This is a genomic window from Actinoplanes sp. DH11 (genome assembly GCF_020873875.1).
Taxonomy (GTDB): domain Bacteria; phylum Actinomycetota; class Actinomycetes; order Mycobacteriales; family Micromonosporaceae; genus Actinoplanes.
Genome location: NZ_JAHWGU010000049.1, coordinates 12,656 through 31,118, shown reverse-complemented (window position 1 = coordinate 31,118; position 18,463 = coordinate 12,656). Strand labels below are relative to the sequence as shown.

Sequence of the window (18,463 nt, the reverse complement as noted above, 5' to 3'; positions counted from 1 at the left end):
GGCCCCGCTCCGGCCGTCGGTCAGACCACCGCGCCCACCAGCCCGGCGACGACGCCGGTCGTCTCCGGGTAGGCCGTGAGCAACGCCCGCACCGCCGCACCGCCGCCGTCGGCGGCGGCCGCCCCCTCGTCGGACGGGTCCGCCGGGTGGGTCCACTCCCCCGGGCAGCCGAGGAGCACCGCCGCCGCGTCCGCCGCCTGCGGGTGGGCGGCGAGCAGCGCCGCCGCCGGACCGCCGCCCGGCCGGACCGCACGAACGGCCGGGCCGGCCGACGGTGCCGGGCGGGACTCCCACGGTGGTGTCCACGAGTCGATGCCGGCCAGGGTGCCGGGGAAGGTGCGGCCGGCCTCCTTGGTCAGCACCGGAACCAGTTCGGCGGCCTGCGTCCGGAGGGTCATGATCAGCGACGGGAGCCACGGGAGCAGGACCGGGTCGGGGAGACTGCCGAACGCCTTGGACAGGATCTCGACGACGAACGGGGCGAGCCGCGGCACCGGTTCGAGGGCCTGGACGAAGCCGGAGACGTACTGCGGGACGGCCGGGACGACAAGCGGGTTGCCGAGGAGGTCGTCGACGCGCGCCCGGAGGTCGGACAGGGGCAGGTCACCGAGCTGGTGCCGGGCCGCCCAGAGCAGGGCCAGCTTGGCCGGCGGCTCCGGGTGGGACTGGCGGACCGCGATCTCCAGCTGGGTCCGGTCACAGCCCAGCGAGAGGGCCAGGCTCTCCATGCTGAACAGGAAGCCGAGCATCGCACCGACCTGCCGGACGCCGGTCTCGTCGTCGACGAACGCGGTGGGCAGCAGGGTGCAGTAGTGCGCGTACCCCTCGGTGACGAACCGTTCGCACCACGCCGGCAGCGCCGGTTCGGTGGCCCGGTAGTGGGCCATCAGCCGGCGGATGCGGCGCAACACGGCCGGTGCCTCGTCGACCGTGCGCTCGGCGGCGAGCAACTCCACGGCCCGCGCGCCGAGTTCCTCGGTGAGGCGTGGGCTGTTCAGGAAGAGCAGGGAGTCCTCGACGGCTTTGAGCGCGGTCGCGGCGGTGGCCTTCGGCTCCCAGGCGGACCTGCGCAGCCGCTGCTCCAGCACCTGCTCGACGGTGACGCCCTCGTAGCCCAGCTCGATGATGGTGCGCTGATGGCGCCCGAGGTCGAGGTCCCAGCTCTCCTGAATGGGCTTCTCACCGAGCCGGCGGGAGCCCATGATCGGGCGGACCGCGTGGTCGGGCAGCAGGTAGCGCAGCATCCAGAGCAGCCGGGAACAGGCGACCAGCTCGGGCCGGGCGGCGAGGTCGAGCAGGGCGCGCTGGATCGTCCGCTGGGTGAGGTTCAGCCCGAGCGGTTCGAGCCGGTCGTAGACGTCCCGCGCCAGCGGGGGCAGCGCGTCGTACCCGACCTGCCCGATCCGGTCGCCGCCGAGCAGGATCTCGCAGAGCCGGCGCACGTCGCGCCGGCCGGGCACGACCTCCTTCTCGATGCAGGTGATCGCCGCGTCCTGGAAGTCGTACGGCGTCGGCCGCCGCCGCCCGCGCATCCCGGCCAGCAGGACCGACGTCTCGAAGACCGCGATGGCGTCGGCCGTGCTCGCGAGGTAACCGTTGCGCCGTGCCAGCCGGACGATGTCGACGCACCAGCCGCGCAGTTCCTCCTCGTCGAGCCCGTCGAGTGCCGGCGGCCCGGCGAGGTAGCCGCTGAGCTGGTCGGTGACGGCCCCGGTGCCGATCGCCGGCGTGGGGGCCGGTGCCTTCTTCTTCCGGCCGCTCTTCTGCCCGGCCAGGGCGAACGGCTTCACCCCCGTCCGCAGCAGCGATTTCTGCCAGGTGGCGGCCGCAATCGAGACGGAACCCGGCGCCAGGCCGAACTGTGCCTCGATCGCGGAGTGGCTGGACGGGATGAGCCCGTAGAGCCACTGCGTGGCGGTCCGCCCGGTGATCTCGAAGTCGGGGGTGCCCGGTGCGGAGCCGGCCTCGGCGACCCGGCTCGCCGCGTGGAAGGCGCCACAGATGTAGAGGCAGTCGGCCCGGTCGGCGCCGCTGGCCGCGAGGTGTTCCCGGATCCGGGTCCACATGTAGCGCTCGCGGTCCTCGTCGGTCGCCAGCCGCCGGGTGTCGTGCGGCGCGAGCCGGCGGAACAGGCTGCCGATCATGACCATGACCTGCCGGTACGTCTCGTGGTCGGCCCCCGCGAGGGGCTGCTCCACGTACTGCTCCCACCACTCGGACCAGTGCCGGACCCGGCCGTGGTGCAGCAGGTGCTCCTCCAGCTCGGCGAAACGCGGCCGCAGGTCACCGATCTCCACGCCAACCGCGTCGCCGTGCAGGTCCTCCTCGGGTTCCTCGCCGACGTGCGGTCCGGCCGCGGGCTGCCACTGGAAGACGTGGTCGGTGGACCGGTCGACGAGTACCAGTTCGACGCCGGGCGTCTCCAGCGCGTACGCGATGGCCTGGTATTCCGCGGAGGCCTCGGTGATCGGCGCGATCACGCTGAGCGGTGCCGACTCCTTCGGGAAGCCGTCCACCTCGGAGGCGAAGGCCTGCAACGCCACCGGCAGGCGGCAGTTGCGCAGTTCGGTGAGCAGCGGCGTGAGGTCCTCGCAGAGCTCCAGGTAGATGACCTTCGGCTGTTTCTGCCGCAGGCGCCGGGCCATGGCGAGCGCCGAGGCCGGCGAGTGGTGGCAGACCGGGAAGATCTCCAGTGGCTCGCGCAGCGCGTGGTCGACGTCGTCGACCATCCCGGCGAGGATCTCCGGCAGCGCGTCCGGGCCGCCGGCCAGCGACTCGGCCGCGCCCAGCAGCTGCTCGCGCAGCGCGTCGAAGGGACCGCTCACGAGAGGGTCGCGATCGCCTGGCGGCCGCCCTCGAGGAAGCCACCCCACTCACCGCCGTGCTCCCGGCTGCGCGGCTCGACCACGCCGTGCCAGTACTTGTTGAGGATCGCCAGGTCTTCCGGGCTGCGCCGGGCCAGCGAACCGACCAGGGAACCGGCAAGCGCCTCGGCGGTCAGCGCCGAGGCGCCGAAGAAGTTGCTGTGCAGGATCGCGTCCTCCAGGACACCGATCTGCTCGGCAGTGGAGAGCGCCGACTCCAGCCGCTCCTCGTCGCTGGTCGCGGACCCGGCCGCGGCCCGCAGGTCGGCGAAGCTCTGCAGCAGCACGTCGAGCAGGGTCGGCGGGACCTCCAGCTCGATGTCGTGCCGGCGCAGCAGTTCCTCGGTCCGGAACCGGACGATCTCCGCCTCGCTCTTCTTGTTGGTGACGACCGGGATGCGGACGAAGTTGAACCGGCGCTTGAGGGCGGACGAGAGGTCGTTGACGCCCCGGTCCCGGCTGTTCGCGGTGGCGATGATCGAGAAGCCCGGCTTGGCGAAGACGATGTTGTCGGTGTCCAGCTCGGGGATCGAGACGTACTTCTCGGAGAGGATTGAGATCAGCGCGTCCTGCACGTCGCTGGTGGACCGGGTCAGCTCCTCGAAGCGGCCGATCACACCGCCCTCCATCGCCGTCATGATCGGCGACGGGATCATCGACGCCCGGGACTGGCCCTTGGCGATGACCATGGAGACGTTCCACGAGTACTTGATGTGGTCCTCGGTGGTGCCCGCGGTGCCCTGCACCACGAGGGTCGAGTTGCGGCTGATCGCGGCGGCCAGCAGCTCGGCGAGCCAGCTCTTGCCGGTGCCGGGGTCGCCGATCAGCAGCAGGCCGCGGTCCGAGGCGAGGGTGACGATGGACCGCTCGACGAAGCTGCGGTCGCCGAACCACTTCTGGCTGACCTCGCGGTCCAGGCCGTCGGCGCGCTCCGAGCCGAGGATGAACAGGCGCACCATCTTGGGGCTGAGCCGCCAGGAGAACGGCTTCGGGCCGTCGTCGATGGACTCGAGCCAGTCCAGCTCCTCGGCGTACTTGGTCTCGGCGGGGGCGCGCAGCATGTCACTCATGGGGGTATCTCCTTGGTCAGAAGGCGAGGAAGTTCTTGAGCTCGGCGACGAGCTTCTTGATGCGGCCGGAGAGCACCGGCGTGCCCTGGTCCTTGAACCGCTGGCGGAACCACGGGTTGACGCTCTGCTGGCCACCGCTGCTCACCGACCCGACGGGGATGAGGCGGGCGCCGGACCGGTGGATGGCGGCCATCCCGTCGAAGACGGCCTGCTCCTTCCACTCGTAGAAGTCCGAGATCCAGACGACCACGGTGTTGCGCGGGTCGGCGATCTTGGGGCGGGCCAGGTCGAGCGCGACGGTGCCGTCGGTGCCACCGCCGAGCTGGGTGCGCAGCAGCACCTCGAACGGGTCGTGCACCCACGGCGTGAGGTCGAGCGCACGGGTGTCGTACGCGATGAGGTGCACGTCGACCTTCGGCAGTCCCGCGAAGATCGAGGCGAGGATCGTGCAGTTGACCATCGCGTCGACCATCGAGCCGGACTGGTCGACCACCACGATCAGCCGGGCCGGGGTGATCCGTTTCGCGGTCTGCCGGTAGTAGAGCCGGTCGACGTAGAGCCGCTCCTCGGCCGGGTCCCAGTTGGGCAGGTTCTTCCAGATCGTGCGATCGATGTCGAGGTTCCGGTAGACCCGTTTCGGCGGGACGGACCGGTCGATCGTGCCGGTGCTGGCCTGGGCCACCTGGGTCCGCAGCACCTCGGCGACCTCGTCGACGAAGCGCCGGATCAGCGCCTTCGCGTTCGCCAGCGCGACACCGTCCAGGTTGTCCTTGTCGCGCAGCAACTGCTCGATCAGCGACATGCTCGGGGTGAGCTGCTTGGCGAGCCGCGGGTCGGCCAGCACCTCGCGCAGGTGCATCCGGCTGACCAGGTCGGCCTCGATCGCGGCGAGGGCGGGCCCGAGGTTCACGTCGAACCCGGTGCCGGGCGCCGTCCCCGCGGTCGTGCCACCGGGGTCGTCACCGGCAGCGCCGGCGCCGCCACCGGCACCGGCGGCCGCGGCACCTGGCGCACCGGCACCGGCAGCCGCCGCACGGCCGCGCAGCGCGCCGGGCCGGCAGCCGAGCGCCCGCTCGAACCACCCGGCGTCGGTCTGCCAGCGGGCGAGTTGCCCGGCGGTGACGTTGCCCGAGCCGGTCCCGAAGACGTTGAGCAGCAGTTTCGACACCAGGGCCGCGCGGCGCACCGCGTCCTGCCCGGCACCGTCGGCGCCGCTGAGCAGACCCTCGAACTCCGCCTCCAGATGCGGGAAGCGCTGCACCACCGTGTCCACCGAGACGGCCGGGTCGAGCAGCGCGGCCGGCAGGTCGAGGTCGCCGACGATCGCCATGCTCCCGGACTCCAGCGTGGCCTGCTCCTCCGGGTCGAAGAGCCGGGCCAGCAGCCGCCAGTAGAGGACCTGCCGCCTGTTCTCCGCGGTCGTCATTTGCGCAGCAGCCTTCCCGCGCGCTCACGCAGCACGTCGACGGCCGTGCCGGCGGTCGCCTCCGCCTTCGCGGCCTTCGCCTCGGTGGGGCCGAGCGCCCAGTCACCGGTGTGCACCGCGACCGCCTTGCGTTTCACCGTCGCCTGCACGGCGAGCGGCTGCACCGCCCAGCGGCCGGCGTCCCAGCGGAGCAGGCCGAGGCAGGCGGTGGAGGCGGTGACCAGGGCCGGGGTGAGCGGACCTGCCGCGGGCAGCCGGTCCAGGTCGAGCGCGACGGTGACGCCGCCCAGGTCCAGGCCGTCCGGGCCGGCCGTATAGCCCTCCAGCAGCACCGGCTCGGCGATCGCGGCGGGGTGCCGGTCGAGCGGCGCGGCACCGGACGCGGTCGCGGCGTCGAGCCGGACCCGGGCGGTCGCGAACGGGTCGGCCGGCTCGCCCGCGGTGACCCGGGACTCGTCCCAGAGCAGGTCGCCGGCGGTGGTCAGGAGCAGGCCGGCGACCTCCACCGAGCGGTGCTCGGCGAGCGCGGCCCGGAAGATCGGGAAGGCGGCGAGCATCCGCCAGGCGGACGGGCCGGTGATGGTCTCGACCTTCGGTGCCGCCACCGAGGTCCGCACCAGCCGGACCTCTCCCCCGGCGGTCTCGAGCAGACCGTGCGCCTGGGCCCGGAAAACCGTGGGGTGCTCGTGCAGATCGACGCCGAGCAGCAGGAACCGCCCGTCGACCGGCTCACTCACCTCGGTGGGGAAATCGTCCTGCGAGAGCAGCAGGGCGCGGGACCAGAGGTCGGCCCAGCGGCGGACCGGGATCCGCTCCAGCGTGGCGACCGGCGCGGCGGCACGCAGCTCGGCGGCGAACCCGTCGAGCAGGACCGCGAGGCGGCGGGCCGCCGGGTCGGCGAGCAGCGCCTGCACGGTCTGCGAACCGGCCGCGGCCAGCTCGTGGTCGACGCCGTGCCACCCGGCGATGGCCAGCTCGCGCAGCCAGGACCGGCTGCCCCCGGTGGCGTTCACCGCCGCTCCCGGCGACGCCGACGGCGGGTGGTCGGAGCGTTTGCGCCCGACCGTGTCGAGCAGCGCGTCGTGCGCGGCGCCGAGCAGCGCCGAGCGGGCGCCGGCCAGGACGGCCAGGTGCTCGTCCGTCACCGCGCCGACGATGATCTTGTCGATCGACACGGCGACCCGATCGGCGAGCGGCGAGCCGGCGAACGCGCCGGCCAGGCCGGTGAGCGCGGCCGCGCGTGCCTCGTCGAGCCGGGCCAGCCCGTGGACGAGGGCGTCGTCGAGGCCGTCGACCAGGGCGAGCGCCTCGGTGAGACCGGCCGGCTGGGCGCGCAGGGTGTCGGCGAGCATCAGCGCACCGCCCCCGAGGCCGGGAACCACTGCAACTCCGGCAGTGGGTCGGTGGTCGGCGTCAGCTCCAGGTAGGACAGGTGCCGCAGGAAGCTGCTGAACACCTCGGCCGCCCGGTTCGGCGCGACGGCCGGGTGCAACCCGGTGATCAGGTCGGCGCCCTCGGCCACCTCGATCCGCAGGTAGCGGGCGACGCGGTCCGGACCGTACTGCACCGTCGCCTCGGCGAGCAGCAGGCGCAGGTGGTTGCACGGGTAGGACCCGCCCAGGCCACCGCACGGGCGGTTGTTGTTGGTGTTGCAGCTCAGGCCGTGGTCACCGGCGGTGATCGAGGAGACGTAGACCCGGGAGACGTCGGAACCGCTCGACACGACGCCCTGCAACCGGCCCTCGGCGAGCTCGAGGAAGGGCACCTTCGCCAGTTTCCGCTGTCGCACGGGCTCGATGACGGGCGCCGCACTGCTGCGCTCGTAGGGGATGCTCATGGGCGGTAGTTCTATCGGAGGGGTCCGACAAAAACACATCGCGGGGTACGGCGGACAGACCGAGCCGGCCGGCCCGGGGATCGGACCGACCGGCGACGGCGTGCGACGACTCAGCTGTGCTCGCGCAGCCCCAACCGGTCGTGCAGCGCGCGCAGCGGCCGCGGCGCCCACCAGTTCCACCGGCCCAGCAGCCGCATGAACGCCGGCACCAGCACCGGCCGCACCAGCAGCGCGTCCAGGATGATCGCCAGCGCCGCGCAGAGGCCGAAGAACTGGATGAACGACACCCCGGACACCAGCATGGCCAGGAACGACACGGACAGGATCGCGGCCGCCGCGCTGATCACCCGGCCACTGCGGGACAGGCCCTCCACCACGGCGGTACGCAGGTCCGCGCCCTGCCGGTGCCGTTCGATGATCCGGGACAGCACGAAGACCTCGTAGTCCATCGAGAGCCCGAACGCCACGCAGAACAGCAGGACGGGTATCGCCACGGTCAGTGGTGTCGCGGTGTGCCCGAGCACCTCTTCGAAATGCCCGTCCTGGAAGATCCAGACGGCGACGCCGAAGACCGAGCTCATCGTCAGCAGGTTGAAGAACAGCGCCTTGATCGGCAGCAGCACACTGCCGGTGAGCAGGAACAGCAGCGCGAACGTGGTGCAGGCGATCAGGACGAGCGCGTGCGGCAGCCGCCCGCCGATCGAGCCGGTGATGTCGACGAGCTGCGCGGCCGGCCCGGTGACCCTGACCGGGACCTCCGCCGGCACCGGCACCGCCCGGACAGCGCGGGCCAGTTCGGCTCCCTTGGCGGAGTACGGCTCCACGTCGCTCAGCACCGCGAAATAGGTGGCCATGCGTCCCGAGGCGAACGTGCGCGGGTGCACGCTCAGGGCCCCCGGGACCGCGGCGCCGTCGACGAACGCCCCGGCCATGCTGTCCACCCGGGCCACGCCCTCGACCCGGGAGAGCCGGGCGGCGTAGACGGCGGCCCGCGCGATGCCGTTGGTCCCGGTGCCCCAGCCGTCCGTGACGACGACGGTGGCGCCGCTGCCGGTGCCCGCGAAACCGGTACGCATCGCGTCCGCGACGACCCGGCTCTCCGCGTCCTTCGGCAGCACCCGGTCGTCGGCGATGCCGAACTTGATGTGGGTGAACGGCAGGGCGAGCGCCAGCAGCACCAGGATCACCGGCACCGCGGTCAGGAACGGCCGGCGCATCACCTGCGCGGCGACCCGGCCCCAGAACGGCGCGTGCCCGCCCGCGGACGGCCGCCGGGGCAGCACCGGCCACTTGTCGATCCGGTCGCCGAGGAGCATCAGCAGCGCCGGCAGCACCATCAGCGCGGCGCAGACGGTGGCGATCACGACGGCGATCCCGGCGTACGCGAACGAGCGGAGGAAGTACTGCGGGAAGACGAGCAGGCTGCACAGCGCGACCGCCACGGTGGCCGCGCTGAAGACGACGGTGGATCCGGCCGTACGCATCGTCGCGTTCAAGGCAGTGACCCGGTCCGGGTCGCGCAGCCGCTGCTCGCGGTACCGGGAGACGAACAGCAGGCTGTAGTCGACGGCCAGGCCGAGGCCCAGCGCCGTCGCCATGTTGACGGCGAAGACCGACACGTCGGTGAAGACCGCCAGCAGCCGCAGTGTGCCGAGCGTGGTGAGGATCGAGAAGATGCCGATCAGCAGGGGCGCCCCGGCCGCCCAGACCGTGCCGAAGACCAGCAGCAACAGCACCAGAGTGATCGGAATGGCGATCGCCTCGGCGCGGGCCAGGTCGGTGGTCACCTGCTCGTTGATGTCGTTGTTGACCTGGGTGAGGCCGCCGAACGAGACCTCCACCGCGCCACGTTCGCCGGCCAGTTCGTCGTGCAGGTCCGCCACCCGGTCGGCGCTGGCGTCCTCGTCACCGTCCACCCGGGCCAGGATGAGACCGCTGTCCCGCCGCGCGCCCGCGAGCTGCGGTGCCCGGCCGCTCCAGTACGAGCCGACCACGGTCACGCCGCCGGTGCTCCCCAGGACGCCGGTGACCTGGCCGGCGACCGCCCGGACGTCCTCGTCGTCCACGCTGCCGCCCGGCTTGGCGACCAGCACGACCAGGTTCGGGTCGGCCGCCCGGAAGTGCTCGGCGAGCAGTTCCCGGCCGCGCACCGACTCGGAGCGCGGGTCGTCGAACCCGCCGGTCTTGAGCGCGCCGATCAGGTCACCGCTGAACGCGATCGCGACCACCGCGAGCAGCAGCGCGGTGAACAGGACCGACTTGGGGCGGCGGGTGACGAGCCGCACCACCGGCCCGGGAACCGGGCCGGTGGTCGCGGTGCGCCGGCCGGTGGTGGCCGGCCGAGGGGTCGTCGATGTCATGCCGGGCTCACGCGGGTTGCGGCACGGTCGCCGGGTCGAGGTGACGGGCCAGCAGGTCGACGGTGTTCTCGATGTCGTCGGTGGTGTGTTCCGCCGTCACGAAGAACCGCAGCCGCGCCAGCTTCTCCTTCACCGCCGGGTAGAGGATCGGGTTGGCGCTCACCCCGTTCTTGAGCAGCATGTCGGAGAGCCGCAGCGCCTTGATCGAGTCGCCGGTGATGGCCGGGACGACGGGCGTGCCCTCGCTCGGGCCGGTGTCGACACCGGCCTGCCGGGCCAGCCGCAGGAAGGTGGCCGCGTTGTTGTGCAGGGCGGCCAGCCGCTGCGGCTCCTCGCGGAGGATGTGCAGGGCGGCGAGCGCCGCGGCCGCGTTCGCCGGGCTCATTCCCGCGCTGAAGATGTAGCCGGGCAGCGTGTACCGGAACCACTCGATCAGCTCGTGCCGGCCGGCGACGTACCCGCCGCAGCTGGCCAGGGACTTGGAGAGGGTGCCCATCCAGACGTCCACGTCGGCCCGGTCGACGCCGAAGTGCTCGCCGACGCCACCGCCGCGGGCGCCGAGCACGCCGATGCTGTGCGCCTCGTCGACCATGAGCAGCGCGCCGTGCTTCTTCTTCAGCGCGATCAACTTCGGCAGGCCGCAGATGTCGCCGTCCATGCTGTAGACGCCCTCGACCACGATCAGCACCCGGCGGTACCGGTCCCGGGTCTGCTCCAGCAGCGCGTCCAGGGCGGCGTAGTCCTGGTGGGCGAACGGCTGGCGGCTGGCGCCGGAGAGCCGGCAGCCCTGCAGGATGCTGTCGTGCGCGAGGGCGTCGTGCACGATCAGATCCTCGGGGCCGACCAGGTGGCCGATCACGCTGACGTTTGTGGCGTGCCCGCCGATCAGGGTGATCGCGTCCTCGGCGCCGACGAGCTCGGCCAGGCCCCGGTCGAGCTCGTCGTGCAGGGCCCGGTTGCCGGAGAGGATCCGGGCGGCGGAGACCGAGGAGCCGTACCGTTCGACGGCCTCCTTCACCGCGTACGCCACCATCGGGTGCCCGGAGAGGCCGAGGTAGTTGTAGCTGGAGAAGGAGATCAGCTGACGGCCGCCGACCTTGGTGCCGCGGCCGATCACGCCGTCGTGGACCAGGAAGTACGGGTTCGTCACCTGCACCCGGTCGAGCATCACGCCGCGGCGCTGGAACTCGACGACCTCGGGCAGGTACGCGACGTCGGCGACCTCCTTGCGCGGCGGTGCGACGAGCGCCCGCTCCGACGACGGCACGACCGGGGCGGCGTGCGCGGGCACCGGGGCGGCGTGCGCGGGCGCCGGTGCGGGCGTGCCGCCGCCGAGCGCGGTGTTCAGGACTCCGGCGAGCTCGCCGACCGTGCTCACCTCGAACACCTCGGCCGGGTCGATCTCCAGGTCCGGCCAGCGGCGCTTCACCGAGGAGACCAGCTCGGCCGTCATGATCGAGTCGAAGCCGAGGTCGGTGCTGAACGACTGGCTCGCCCGGACCAGGTCCGACGGGTAGGCGCTGATCTTACCGATCATCAGCGCCAGCTCGGACACGATCTCAGCGCTACCGTCCGGCGCCGGCTTCTGTGCCGGCACCGGCACGAGTTTCGGGATCTCCTTCGGTACCGGCGCCGCGACCGGCGCCGGGGTCACGACCGGGACCGGTGCCGGGACAGCCTGCGCCGCCTCGATCGCCGAGGTCGTGCCGAAGGACAGCTCCGGAGCGGCGCCGATGCCCCGCAGGACGGCGAGCTGCTCCCGCATCAAAAGGATGACGTCGTTCACTGGCGTCGAATCTCCATTTCTCATGACGACCGGTGCGGCCGGGGGCGCCGCACGCTGCGGCAGACGGACCTCGAGCTCGGCGGTCGGCGCCGTGGTCACGGCGGCGGTCGCGGGACGGCCGGCGCGGGCGGCCCGGCGCGGACCGCCCTCCTGCGCGGCACGGCGGATCGAGTAGTGCTGGGTGGCCGGCGAGAACGGCGGCAGGGTCAGCAGGGGTACGCCGAGATCCGCGAACAGCGGCGTCAGGTCCACCGGCACGCCCGCGACCGCGAGCCGTCCCAGGCCTTCGAGCAGCGCGTACCCGCCGTCCGGCTCGGCCGGCATCAGCGCGATCCGGTCCAGGCCCGCCGCCGACGGGATCTGCGCGGCCATCCCGAGCAACGCGTCGCCCGAGCAGACCTGCACCAGGATCGCGGCGCCGGCGTCGACGGCGGTGTCCATCGCGTCGCGGAACAGCACCGGGGACGACGTCTGCCGGCCCCACAGCGCGCGCAACTGATCCGGCTCGGCCGGCGCCTCCGGGTCGACGCTGGAGATCAGGTGGACGGTGGGCGTACGCACCGCCAGGTCGGCCGCGTAGGCGGTGACCCGGGAATCCACCTCGGCCAGCAGCGGCGAGTGGAAGGCGTGCGAGACCCGCAGCTCCACCGCCGAGACGTCCCGGGCACGGCAGCGCTCCAGCAGGTGCTCGACGGCTTCGCGGTGACCGCTGGCCACGGTCTGCGCCGGGTGGTTGTAGCAGCCGGCCCAGACGCCCCGGATGCCCGAGCGCAGCTTCTCGAAGGTGGCCGCGTCCGCCCGTACCGCCGCCATCGTGCCCGGCGGAGGCTCCTCGCCGGCCGTCACCGCCGCGCCGCGCTCGATCAGGAAGTCGAGGCCGTCGTCGGCGCTGAGCGCACCGGCGGCCACCGCGGCCACCAGCTCGCCCACACTGTGCCCGAGGGCGATGTCCGGCGTCACGCCCAGGTCGGCGAGCAGCTGGGTCATGCTGATCCCGGTGACACCGAGCCCCGGCTGGCAGATCCGGGTGGCGCTGACCTGCGCCTCCGCGTCCGGGCCGGGGTTCTCGCAGAGCAGGTCGGAGACCGCGGTGCCGGTGCGCTTGTCGACGGTCTCGGCGAGCGGCCCGACGTGCCGCGCGAAGGCCGGGAAACGTTCGACCAGGTCACGCAGCACACCCGGGCGCAGCGAACCCTGACCGGGGAAGAGGAAGGCGAGCCTGCGGCGGTCGGCGTCCAGGGGCGCGTCCGCCGCGTACAGCCCGGGGCCGAGCCGGCCCAGCGTGCCGGCGGCGAGCTCCTGCGCGGCGAGGGCGAGGCGGCCGGCGAGCTCCGCCCGCGTCCGGCACATCACGGCCAGGCGTGCCGGGAGCGGCCGGCGGGTGGCCATGGTGCGGGCCACGGCGGCGGGGGTCAGGGCCGGGTCGGTGGAGACCATGGTGGAGAGGCGCTGGGCGTACGCGGAAAGCAGCTCCACCGTGCCCGCGGTGACGAGCACCAGCCACGGGCGGCCGTCGGCGCCCTGGTCCTCGGCCTCGGCCGGCTGTGCCGGACCCTCGCTGAGCACCGCGTGCACGTTGGTGCCGCCGAACCCGAACGAATTCACGCCCGCGCGGCGCCGGTCGTCGCCGACCTCCGGCCACTCCCGCGGCTCGGTCGTGATCGACAGGCCCGCCTCGGCCAGCGGCAACTGCGGGTTCTCGGTGATGGCCGGCTGCGGCGGGACCGTGCTGTGGTGCAGCGCCAGCGCGGCACGCAGGATCCCGGCGGCGCCGGCGGCCGGCAGCGTGTGCCCGATGATCGCCTTGCCGGAGGAGAGGTAGCAGGGCCGCTCGTCCTTCACGTCGGCGCGCAGCCGGCGGATCGCCTCGACCTCGACCCGGTCGCCGACCGCGGTGCCGGTGCCGTGCGCCTCCAGGAAGTCGATGCGGCCGGGCGCGAGACCGGCGTCGTGATACGCCGCCCGCATGGCGGCCTCCTGGCCCTCGGCCTTCGGCGTCATCGGACCGGCGCCGCGGCCGTCGTTCGCCGTACCGATACCGTTGAGCACCGCGTAGATCCGGTCGCCGGCCGCGATCGCGTCGTCGAGCGGGCGCAGCACCGCGAGCGCCCCGCCCTCACCGAGCACGAAACCGTCGGCGCGGGTGTCGAACGGCCGGCACACCCCGGCCGCGGAGAGCGCGCCCACCCGGGAGAAGCCGATCAGCGCGTTCGGCGTCATGTTCACGAACACCCCGCCGACCAGCGCGGTGCTGCACGAACCGGTACGCAGGTGGTTGACCGCCTCGTGCAGGGCGACCATCGCCGACGAGCACGCCGCGTCGACGGCGAACGCGGGACCGCCCAGGTCGAGCAACTCGGACACCGTGCACGGCGCCATGTTGAGCAGGTTGCCGGCGAGCGAGAACGACTGCGCCGGTTCGATCGCGGCGGCCGCCTCGGCCACCGCCTCGATCAGCGCCGGGTCGTGCCCGCCGGCCGGGAGCGAGCCGTCGGCCAGCATGGTCGCGATGACCCGGGCGCCGGCGATCTCCCGGTAGTCCGACGAGCTGAGGCCCACGAACACCCCGGTCCGCGAACGGTCGAACTCGCCACGCTCCCAGCCGGCGTCCTGCACGGCCTCGCGGGCCAGGTCGACGAGGAGCCGGTGCTGCGGGTCCATCGCCTTCGCACGGCGCGGCGGGATGCGGTGGTGCAGGGCGGCGAACCGCTCCACGTCCTGGAGGAACGCCACCCGGTCGGTGTACGTGGAGTACTTCTCCCGGAAATCGGTGGAGAAGAACGTCTCGTGATTCCATCGGTCGGCCGGAACCGGTTTGAATTGATGAGCCGCGTTCAACGAGTTCGACCAGAACTCGGTGACGTCGCGAGCGCCCGGAAAACGGCAGGAAAGGCCGACGATCGCTATATCCACTGTTGTCCCCATGCTTACGGTGCCTTGACGGCCCGACCGGAAAGCTGGCAGGAAAGCTGGCAGGAAAGCTGGCAGGAAAGCGCCGTCCTCGCCGATGAACAGCCGTCGGCGGTGCGCTTACAGAGCAGAGACCAACACGCACCAGGAAGGGTTCCTGGATGCCATGGCCAATTCGTATCAGTAGCCGGTGCTTCACAACAGCTGCCTAGGCAACCACGCCGCAGGGTCCCCCGAAAGGGTGTACGCCTATGGCGATCAAGCACGTGAACTGCTGATACTCACCGGAACACCGGCTGCTCACCACATCTGAAAAGATTTCTCCGGCGGCCCGTCCCGCCGCGCACAAAACGAGCTCCTCTCCCTTTCATGTCGTGCGCCGGACCCGACGCACTCCTACTCAACGGAACGGGATTAGGAAGGTGTCGGACACGTTCGATGATTCACGGCACACTCGATCCGGCGAACTAATTCACCGGCTCGGCGCTGCGCGTGAAAACGCGGCAGACGGAGAAGGGTTACGAAAGACAACCCGATTCAGTGGTAGTCGGGTACTCGTGAGTGCGGCGTCTTGGCATTCATGCTCCGGACCGCCTAGCTTTCTGCGCCATGAAGCACACCATCAAGCGCTGGCTGGCCGTCGCGGCATCGGCCGCGAGTCTCATCGCGGTTCTGCCGGCCCCGGCCCAGGCCGCGCCCGCCTTCCAGCGGCAGCGTCTCATCGCGACCGCGTACTACGGCACTCTCGACATCATCGCCCGGGAGACCCTCGGGCTGAAGGCCCGGTTCATCACCGTGGGCGGACGTCCCGTCCCGAACCTGGTCGTCAACTTCGTCACCACCGGTGAGCGGTTCCCGATGTGCGAGGCGACCACCGACCTCAACGGCTGGGCGGAGTGCCGCAACGGCCCGGTCCCGCCGCCGCAGTCGCTGGCCAACCTCCTGGTCAACGGCTACGACGCCGTCTTCGACGGCAACCGCTACTACCTGCCGGTCAGCGCCCACAACAACATCGGCATCGGCTGACGATCCGACCCGGCCGGTGATCGGGCAGCCTCAGCCCCCGATCACCGGCCGCCGCCAACCCCTGCATCCCTCACCGACCCACTTGCCGCGAAGCCCCGACCTCCCAGGCCGGGGCTTCCTCCATGCCCAACCCCCGCCCAGGTCATCGCTCCGGCGGGTCGGGCACTGTGCATGGGTGTCGCACTCCTCGGCTTGATGCTCCCGGGCGAAGGACGACCTGGGCTTCTGGGCGTTCGGTGAGTTCGCGACGGTGTGCTGTACCACGCCAACTACCGGCTGACTCGCAGCTGACCGGATCCGCCGCCCGGGAAGCGCATCACGCCAGGCGTTCCATGGAACGGTCACCACTCGAAGTGGTCAGTTGTGGTTACCAGTGGTCCGTCGGTAGATCTGTTTGATGATCATGCGGGTGGGCGAGGCTGCTGCGCATGACGACACGCAACTCCGACGCGGTCTGGAACGGCAACCTCGCTGAGGGCGCCGGTCTGGTGGCGCTGGGCTCGGAAATGTTCACCGGCCCCTATACGTTCGCCTCGCGGTTCGAGCAGGGCGCGGGCACCAATCCCGAGGAACTTCTCGGCGCGGCACACGCCTCCTGCTTCTCGATGTTCCTGGCCAACGTGATCTCGGGGGCGGGCAAGCAGGTCACCTCGGTCCGGACCACCGCCTCCGTGACGCTGGGCGACGGCCCTGCGATCACCGGCGTCGCGCTCTCGGTGACCGCCGAGGTGCCGGGCCTGTCCGAGGCCGATTTCGCCCAGCACGTCAAGACCACGGAAGCCGGCTGCCCGATCTCGGCGGCTCTGTCGGTTCCGATCACGGTCGACGCCCGGCTGTCCTGACGACGCGACACGCCGGCCGCTGATCCGGGGGGTCAGCGGCCGGCACGAGTGGTCGGATCCGGTGCCTGTCACCGGGCAAGGTTCCGCTGCCACAGCAGTTCACACATCCGGTCGACTCCCCTGGTGAGGTGTCGGCGATACGTCGTGAACGGCAGGCCCAACCGGCGGGCGGCGACTTGCTGAGTCGGCGCCCCGTCACGGTAGGTGACGGTCACGGCACGATAGAACTTGATCGCCCGGGGGTCGTCCCGCAGTGCGCCGACCGCCTCGTCGAGCAGGCCTCGCAACGCCTCGGCGACGTCCTCCTCGCTCGGCGGAGCGCCCGGCGCATGCCGGACCAGCCGGGTACGGGCAAGCGGATTGGCCCCCAGTTCGCCGGCGTTGCGCCAACTGCCGAGCGCGTGCCGAACCGCCGCATCGAAGTCGGCACGCGACAGCTTGTGCATGCCGTCGACCGGCGGAGCGGTGGGCGACATGCTGTGCCGGTTCTCGAACCAGAATTCCAGGGGGAAGTGCTCCCAGTTCCGTCCGAACAGCGCGACGTCCAGGCTGCCCGTCTCCGGATCCTGCGGGATCGGCCGGTGCAGCAGGTGTTCCAGCAGCTCACGCCAGTAATCCGGGTTGGACAGCGCGAAATAGGACGCGGCCATGCCCTCCGCTCGTACCCATTCGGCCACGGTGCGCAGCTGGATCAGGTGAATGGGAGCGGAGACGACGTGATACGCGGCGGGGTGGACGAGGTAGCGGCCGATACCGATGTGCTCGTGATCCTGCAGGGCGCTGTGCCCGGTGGCGTGGGCCCACGCCGCGGCTGCGGCCGGGTCGCGCTCGATCGCTTCCCGGTCATCCGGGCCGAGCCTGACCCACACCATGCACGCGACCAGGTCATTGGATTTCGAGGAACGATAGAGGCGTACGCATCCCGGCTGCCGCCGCAGCCAGAAATCCAGGACGTCCGCCGGCAACGGCCCCTTGACCTCGGCCGCGAACGCCAGCACCTCGGCGCGGTCGGCCGGGCCCATCGGCGCCTCGTGAACGTACCCCTCGAAACGGGTCTTGTAGAAGTAGCGGTCCTCCACATCTCGGAACAGCAGGTACGTGAGGTCTCGGATGGCGGGCAGGACATCGGACTCGCCGGCGGCCCGGCTGACCTGAAGCAGGTGCGGCCAGATCTCGTTGTAGACATCGGCATAGCGCTGCTGATTGCGCCACCGTAGATGCGCTTCGAGAACATCCCGCACGACGTCGTGCGGATACACGCCGCGTTCGCCCACCTCCACGTACGGCTGGTGCATCAGCCAGTCGAACATCCGGGAGGCGATCGGCTGACTCAGCACTTGCTGCAGCAGTGGCTCGGTGGTCACCCGGGCCTGCGCCAGAACGGTCAGCGCCGAGCGATGGGCCTCGCTGGGCACGTCGCCCACCATCTGACTCACCAGGGGCGCGATGACGTCCTGGGTGGGTTTCCAATCCTCCCAGGAGGCGCCGACACGGACCGCGGTGTCCGCCGCGAGGCTCAGGGCGAGCGGATTGCCACCGGCGAAAGCAACGACGGTCTCCCGCAACTCCGGCGCCACACCCCGGCCCTCGAGCAGTGCGGCGGACTCCGCGGGGGTGAGCCCGTCGAGCTGGACCACCCGGAGCAGGTCCGTCCACGCTTCGTCCGAGGTCCAACTCGTCGAGGGCGGCCTGCGGCCGGCCACGACCACGACCACGCCGGTCAGGACGCGTGGAAGGAAACGGTCGCGCAGCCACTCCTCCACACCCTGGCACCTCTCGAAGGTGTCGACCAGCACCACCGTTCGATCATCGGTCTGTGCCGTCTCCGCCGCCATGAAGAACTCGGCGAGCGAGGTCTCCACCGCCCGGCCATCAATCTCGATCACTGTTCGGTGATCGTCCTCCGCGATGTCCTTCAACCGCCGCAGCAACGATGACTTGCCGATCCCGCCCGGCCCGGACACGAAGCACACCGCGTATGCGCCCGGCTCGCCGGCCAGGGCGGACCGGAACTCGTTCAGGTGTGCCGCACGACCGACGAAGCGGTGCGTCCGAGACGCCCGAAGACGATCCGCCATCCGGGCCGGCGTCGGAAAAGGACGATCAGGCATGAGTGCTGCAGCTCCTCGATGAGGCGAGTCATCACCACGGCATCCGAATGCCGAAGACGGTTCCGAAGCGTACCGGTATTGGCCGGGCAATCGGATACCGGTGGCGTCGGAAGAAGAGGCGACGACAATGGTGACAAGTGGTAAGAGGCGGTCACCGGATGGACATTGAACGGCCTCGTATCGAATGAGAGGCTCAGCCGTCTTCTCCATTAGTAATGAACGGTGTGAAAC

The 18,463-nt window shown here is 71.5% G+C and carries 10 protein-coding genes; 2 read left to right on the top strand and 8 right to left on the bottom strand.

Going from position 1 to position 18,463, the window contains the following annotated elements; genetic code table 11:
- Positions 1–20: 20 nt before the first annotated feature.
- The 7 genes from LPA41_RS39425 to LPA41_RS39395 all read right to left on the bottom strand — a co-directional run bounded on the left by LPA41_RS39425 (position 21) and on the right by LPA41_RS39395 (position 14,268).
- A complete protein-coding gene (locus LPA41_RS39425) occupies positions 21–2,825 on the bottom strand; it encodes a DUF5682 family protein (RefSeq protein ID WP_229076609.1) in 2,805 nt (934 codons plus the stop codon).
- Positions 2,822–3,934 (bottom strand): AAA family ATPase, encoded by a 1,113-nt coding sequence (locus tag LPA41_RS39420; protein WP_229076608.1) that lies wholly within the window; start codon positions 3,932–3,934, stop codon positions 2,822–2,824. The genes LPA41_RS39425 and LPA41_RS39420 overlap by 4 nt, the downstream gene beginning before the upstream one ends.
- A 16-nt stretch (positions 3,935–3,950) precedes the next feature.
- A complete protein-coding gene (locus LPA41_RS39415) occupies positions 3,951–5,360 on the bottom strand; it encodes a VWA domain-containing protein (protein ID WP_229076607.1) in 1,410 nt (469 codons plus the stop codon).
- Entirely contained in the window at positions 5,357–6,712 is a 1,356-nt protein-coding gene (locus LPA41_RS39410) for a hypothetical protein (RefSeq protein ID WP_229076606.1), read from the bottom strand. The genes LPA41_RS39415 and LPA41_RS39410 overlap by 4 nt, the downstream gene beginning before the upstream one ends.
- Positions 6,712–7,197: a hypothetical protein gene (locus LPA41_RS39405; protein WP_229076605.1), complete on the bottom strand. Its 486-nt coding sequence runs from the start codon at positions 7,195–7,197 to the stop codon at positions 6,712–6,714. Before LPA41_RS39405 ends, LPA41_RS39410 begins: the two co-directional genes overlap by 1 nt.
- 110 nt (positions 7,198–7,307) lie before the next feature.
- Positions 7,308–9,557 (bottom strand): MMPL family transporter, encoded by a 2,250-nt coding sequence (locus LPA41_RS39400; RefSeq protein WP_229076604.1) that lies wholly within the window; start codon positions 9,555–9,557, stop codon positions 7,308–7,310.
- A 7-nt stretch (positions 9,558–9,564) separates the two neighbouring features.
- Positions 9,565–14,268: a type I polyketide synthase gene (locus LPA41_RS39395; RefSeq protein WP_229076603.1), complete on the bottom strand. Its 4,704-nt coding sequence runs from the start codon at positions 14,266–14,268 to the stop codon at positions 9,565–9,567.
- Positions 14,269–14,862: 594 nt separating this feature from the next.
- Between LPA41_RS39395 and LPA41_RS39390 the strand changes: the two genes are divergently transcribed.
- Both LPA41_RS39390 and LPA41_RS39385 read left to right on the top strand, forming a co-directional pair.
- Positions 14,863–15,279: a hypothetical protein gene (locus LPA41_RS39390; protein WP_229076602.1), complete on the top strand. Its 417-nt coding sequence runs from the start codon at positions 14,863–14,865 to the stop codon at positions 15,277–15,279.
- 428 nt (positions 15,280–15,707) lie between these two features.
- Positions 15,708–16,121: an OsmC family peroxiredoxin gene (locus tag LPA41_RS39385; protein ID WP_229076601.1), complete on the top strand. Its 414-nt coding sequence runs from the start codon at positions 15,708–15,710 to the stop codon at positions 16,119–16,121.
- Positions 16,122–16,189: 68 nt separating this feature from the next.
- Here LPA41_RS39385 and LPA41_RS39380 read toward each other — a convergent pair whose 3' ends face one another.
- Entirely contained in the window at positions 16,190–18,442 is a 2,253-nt protein-coding gene (locus LPA41_RS39380) for an AAA family ATPase (protein WP_229076600.1), read from the bottom strand.
- Positions 18,443–18,463: the final 21 nt, after the last annotated feature.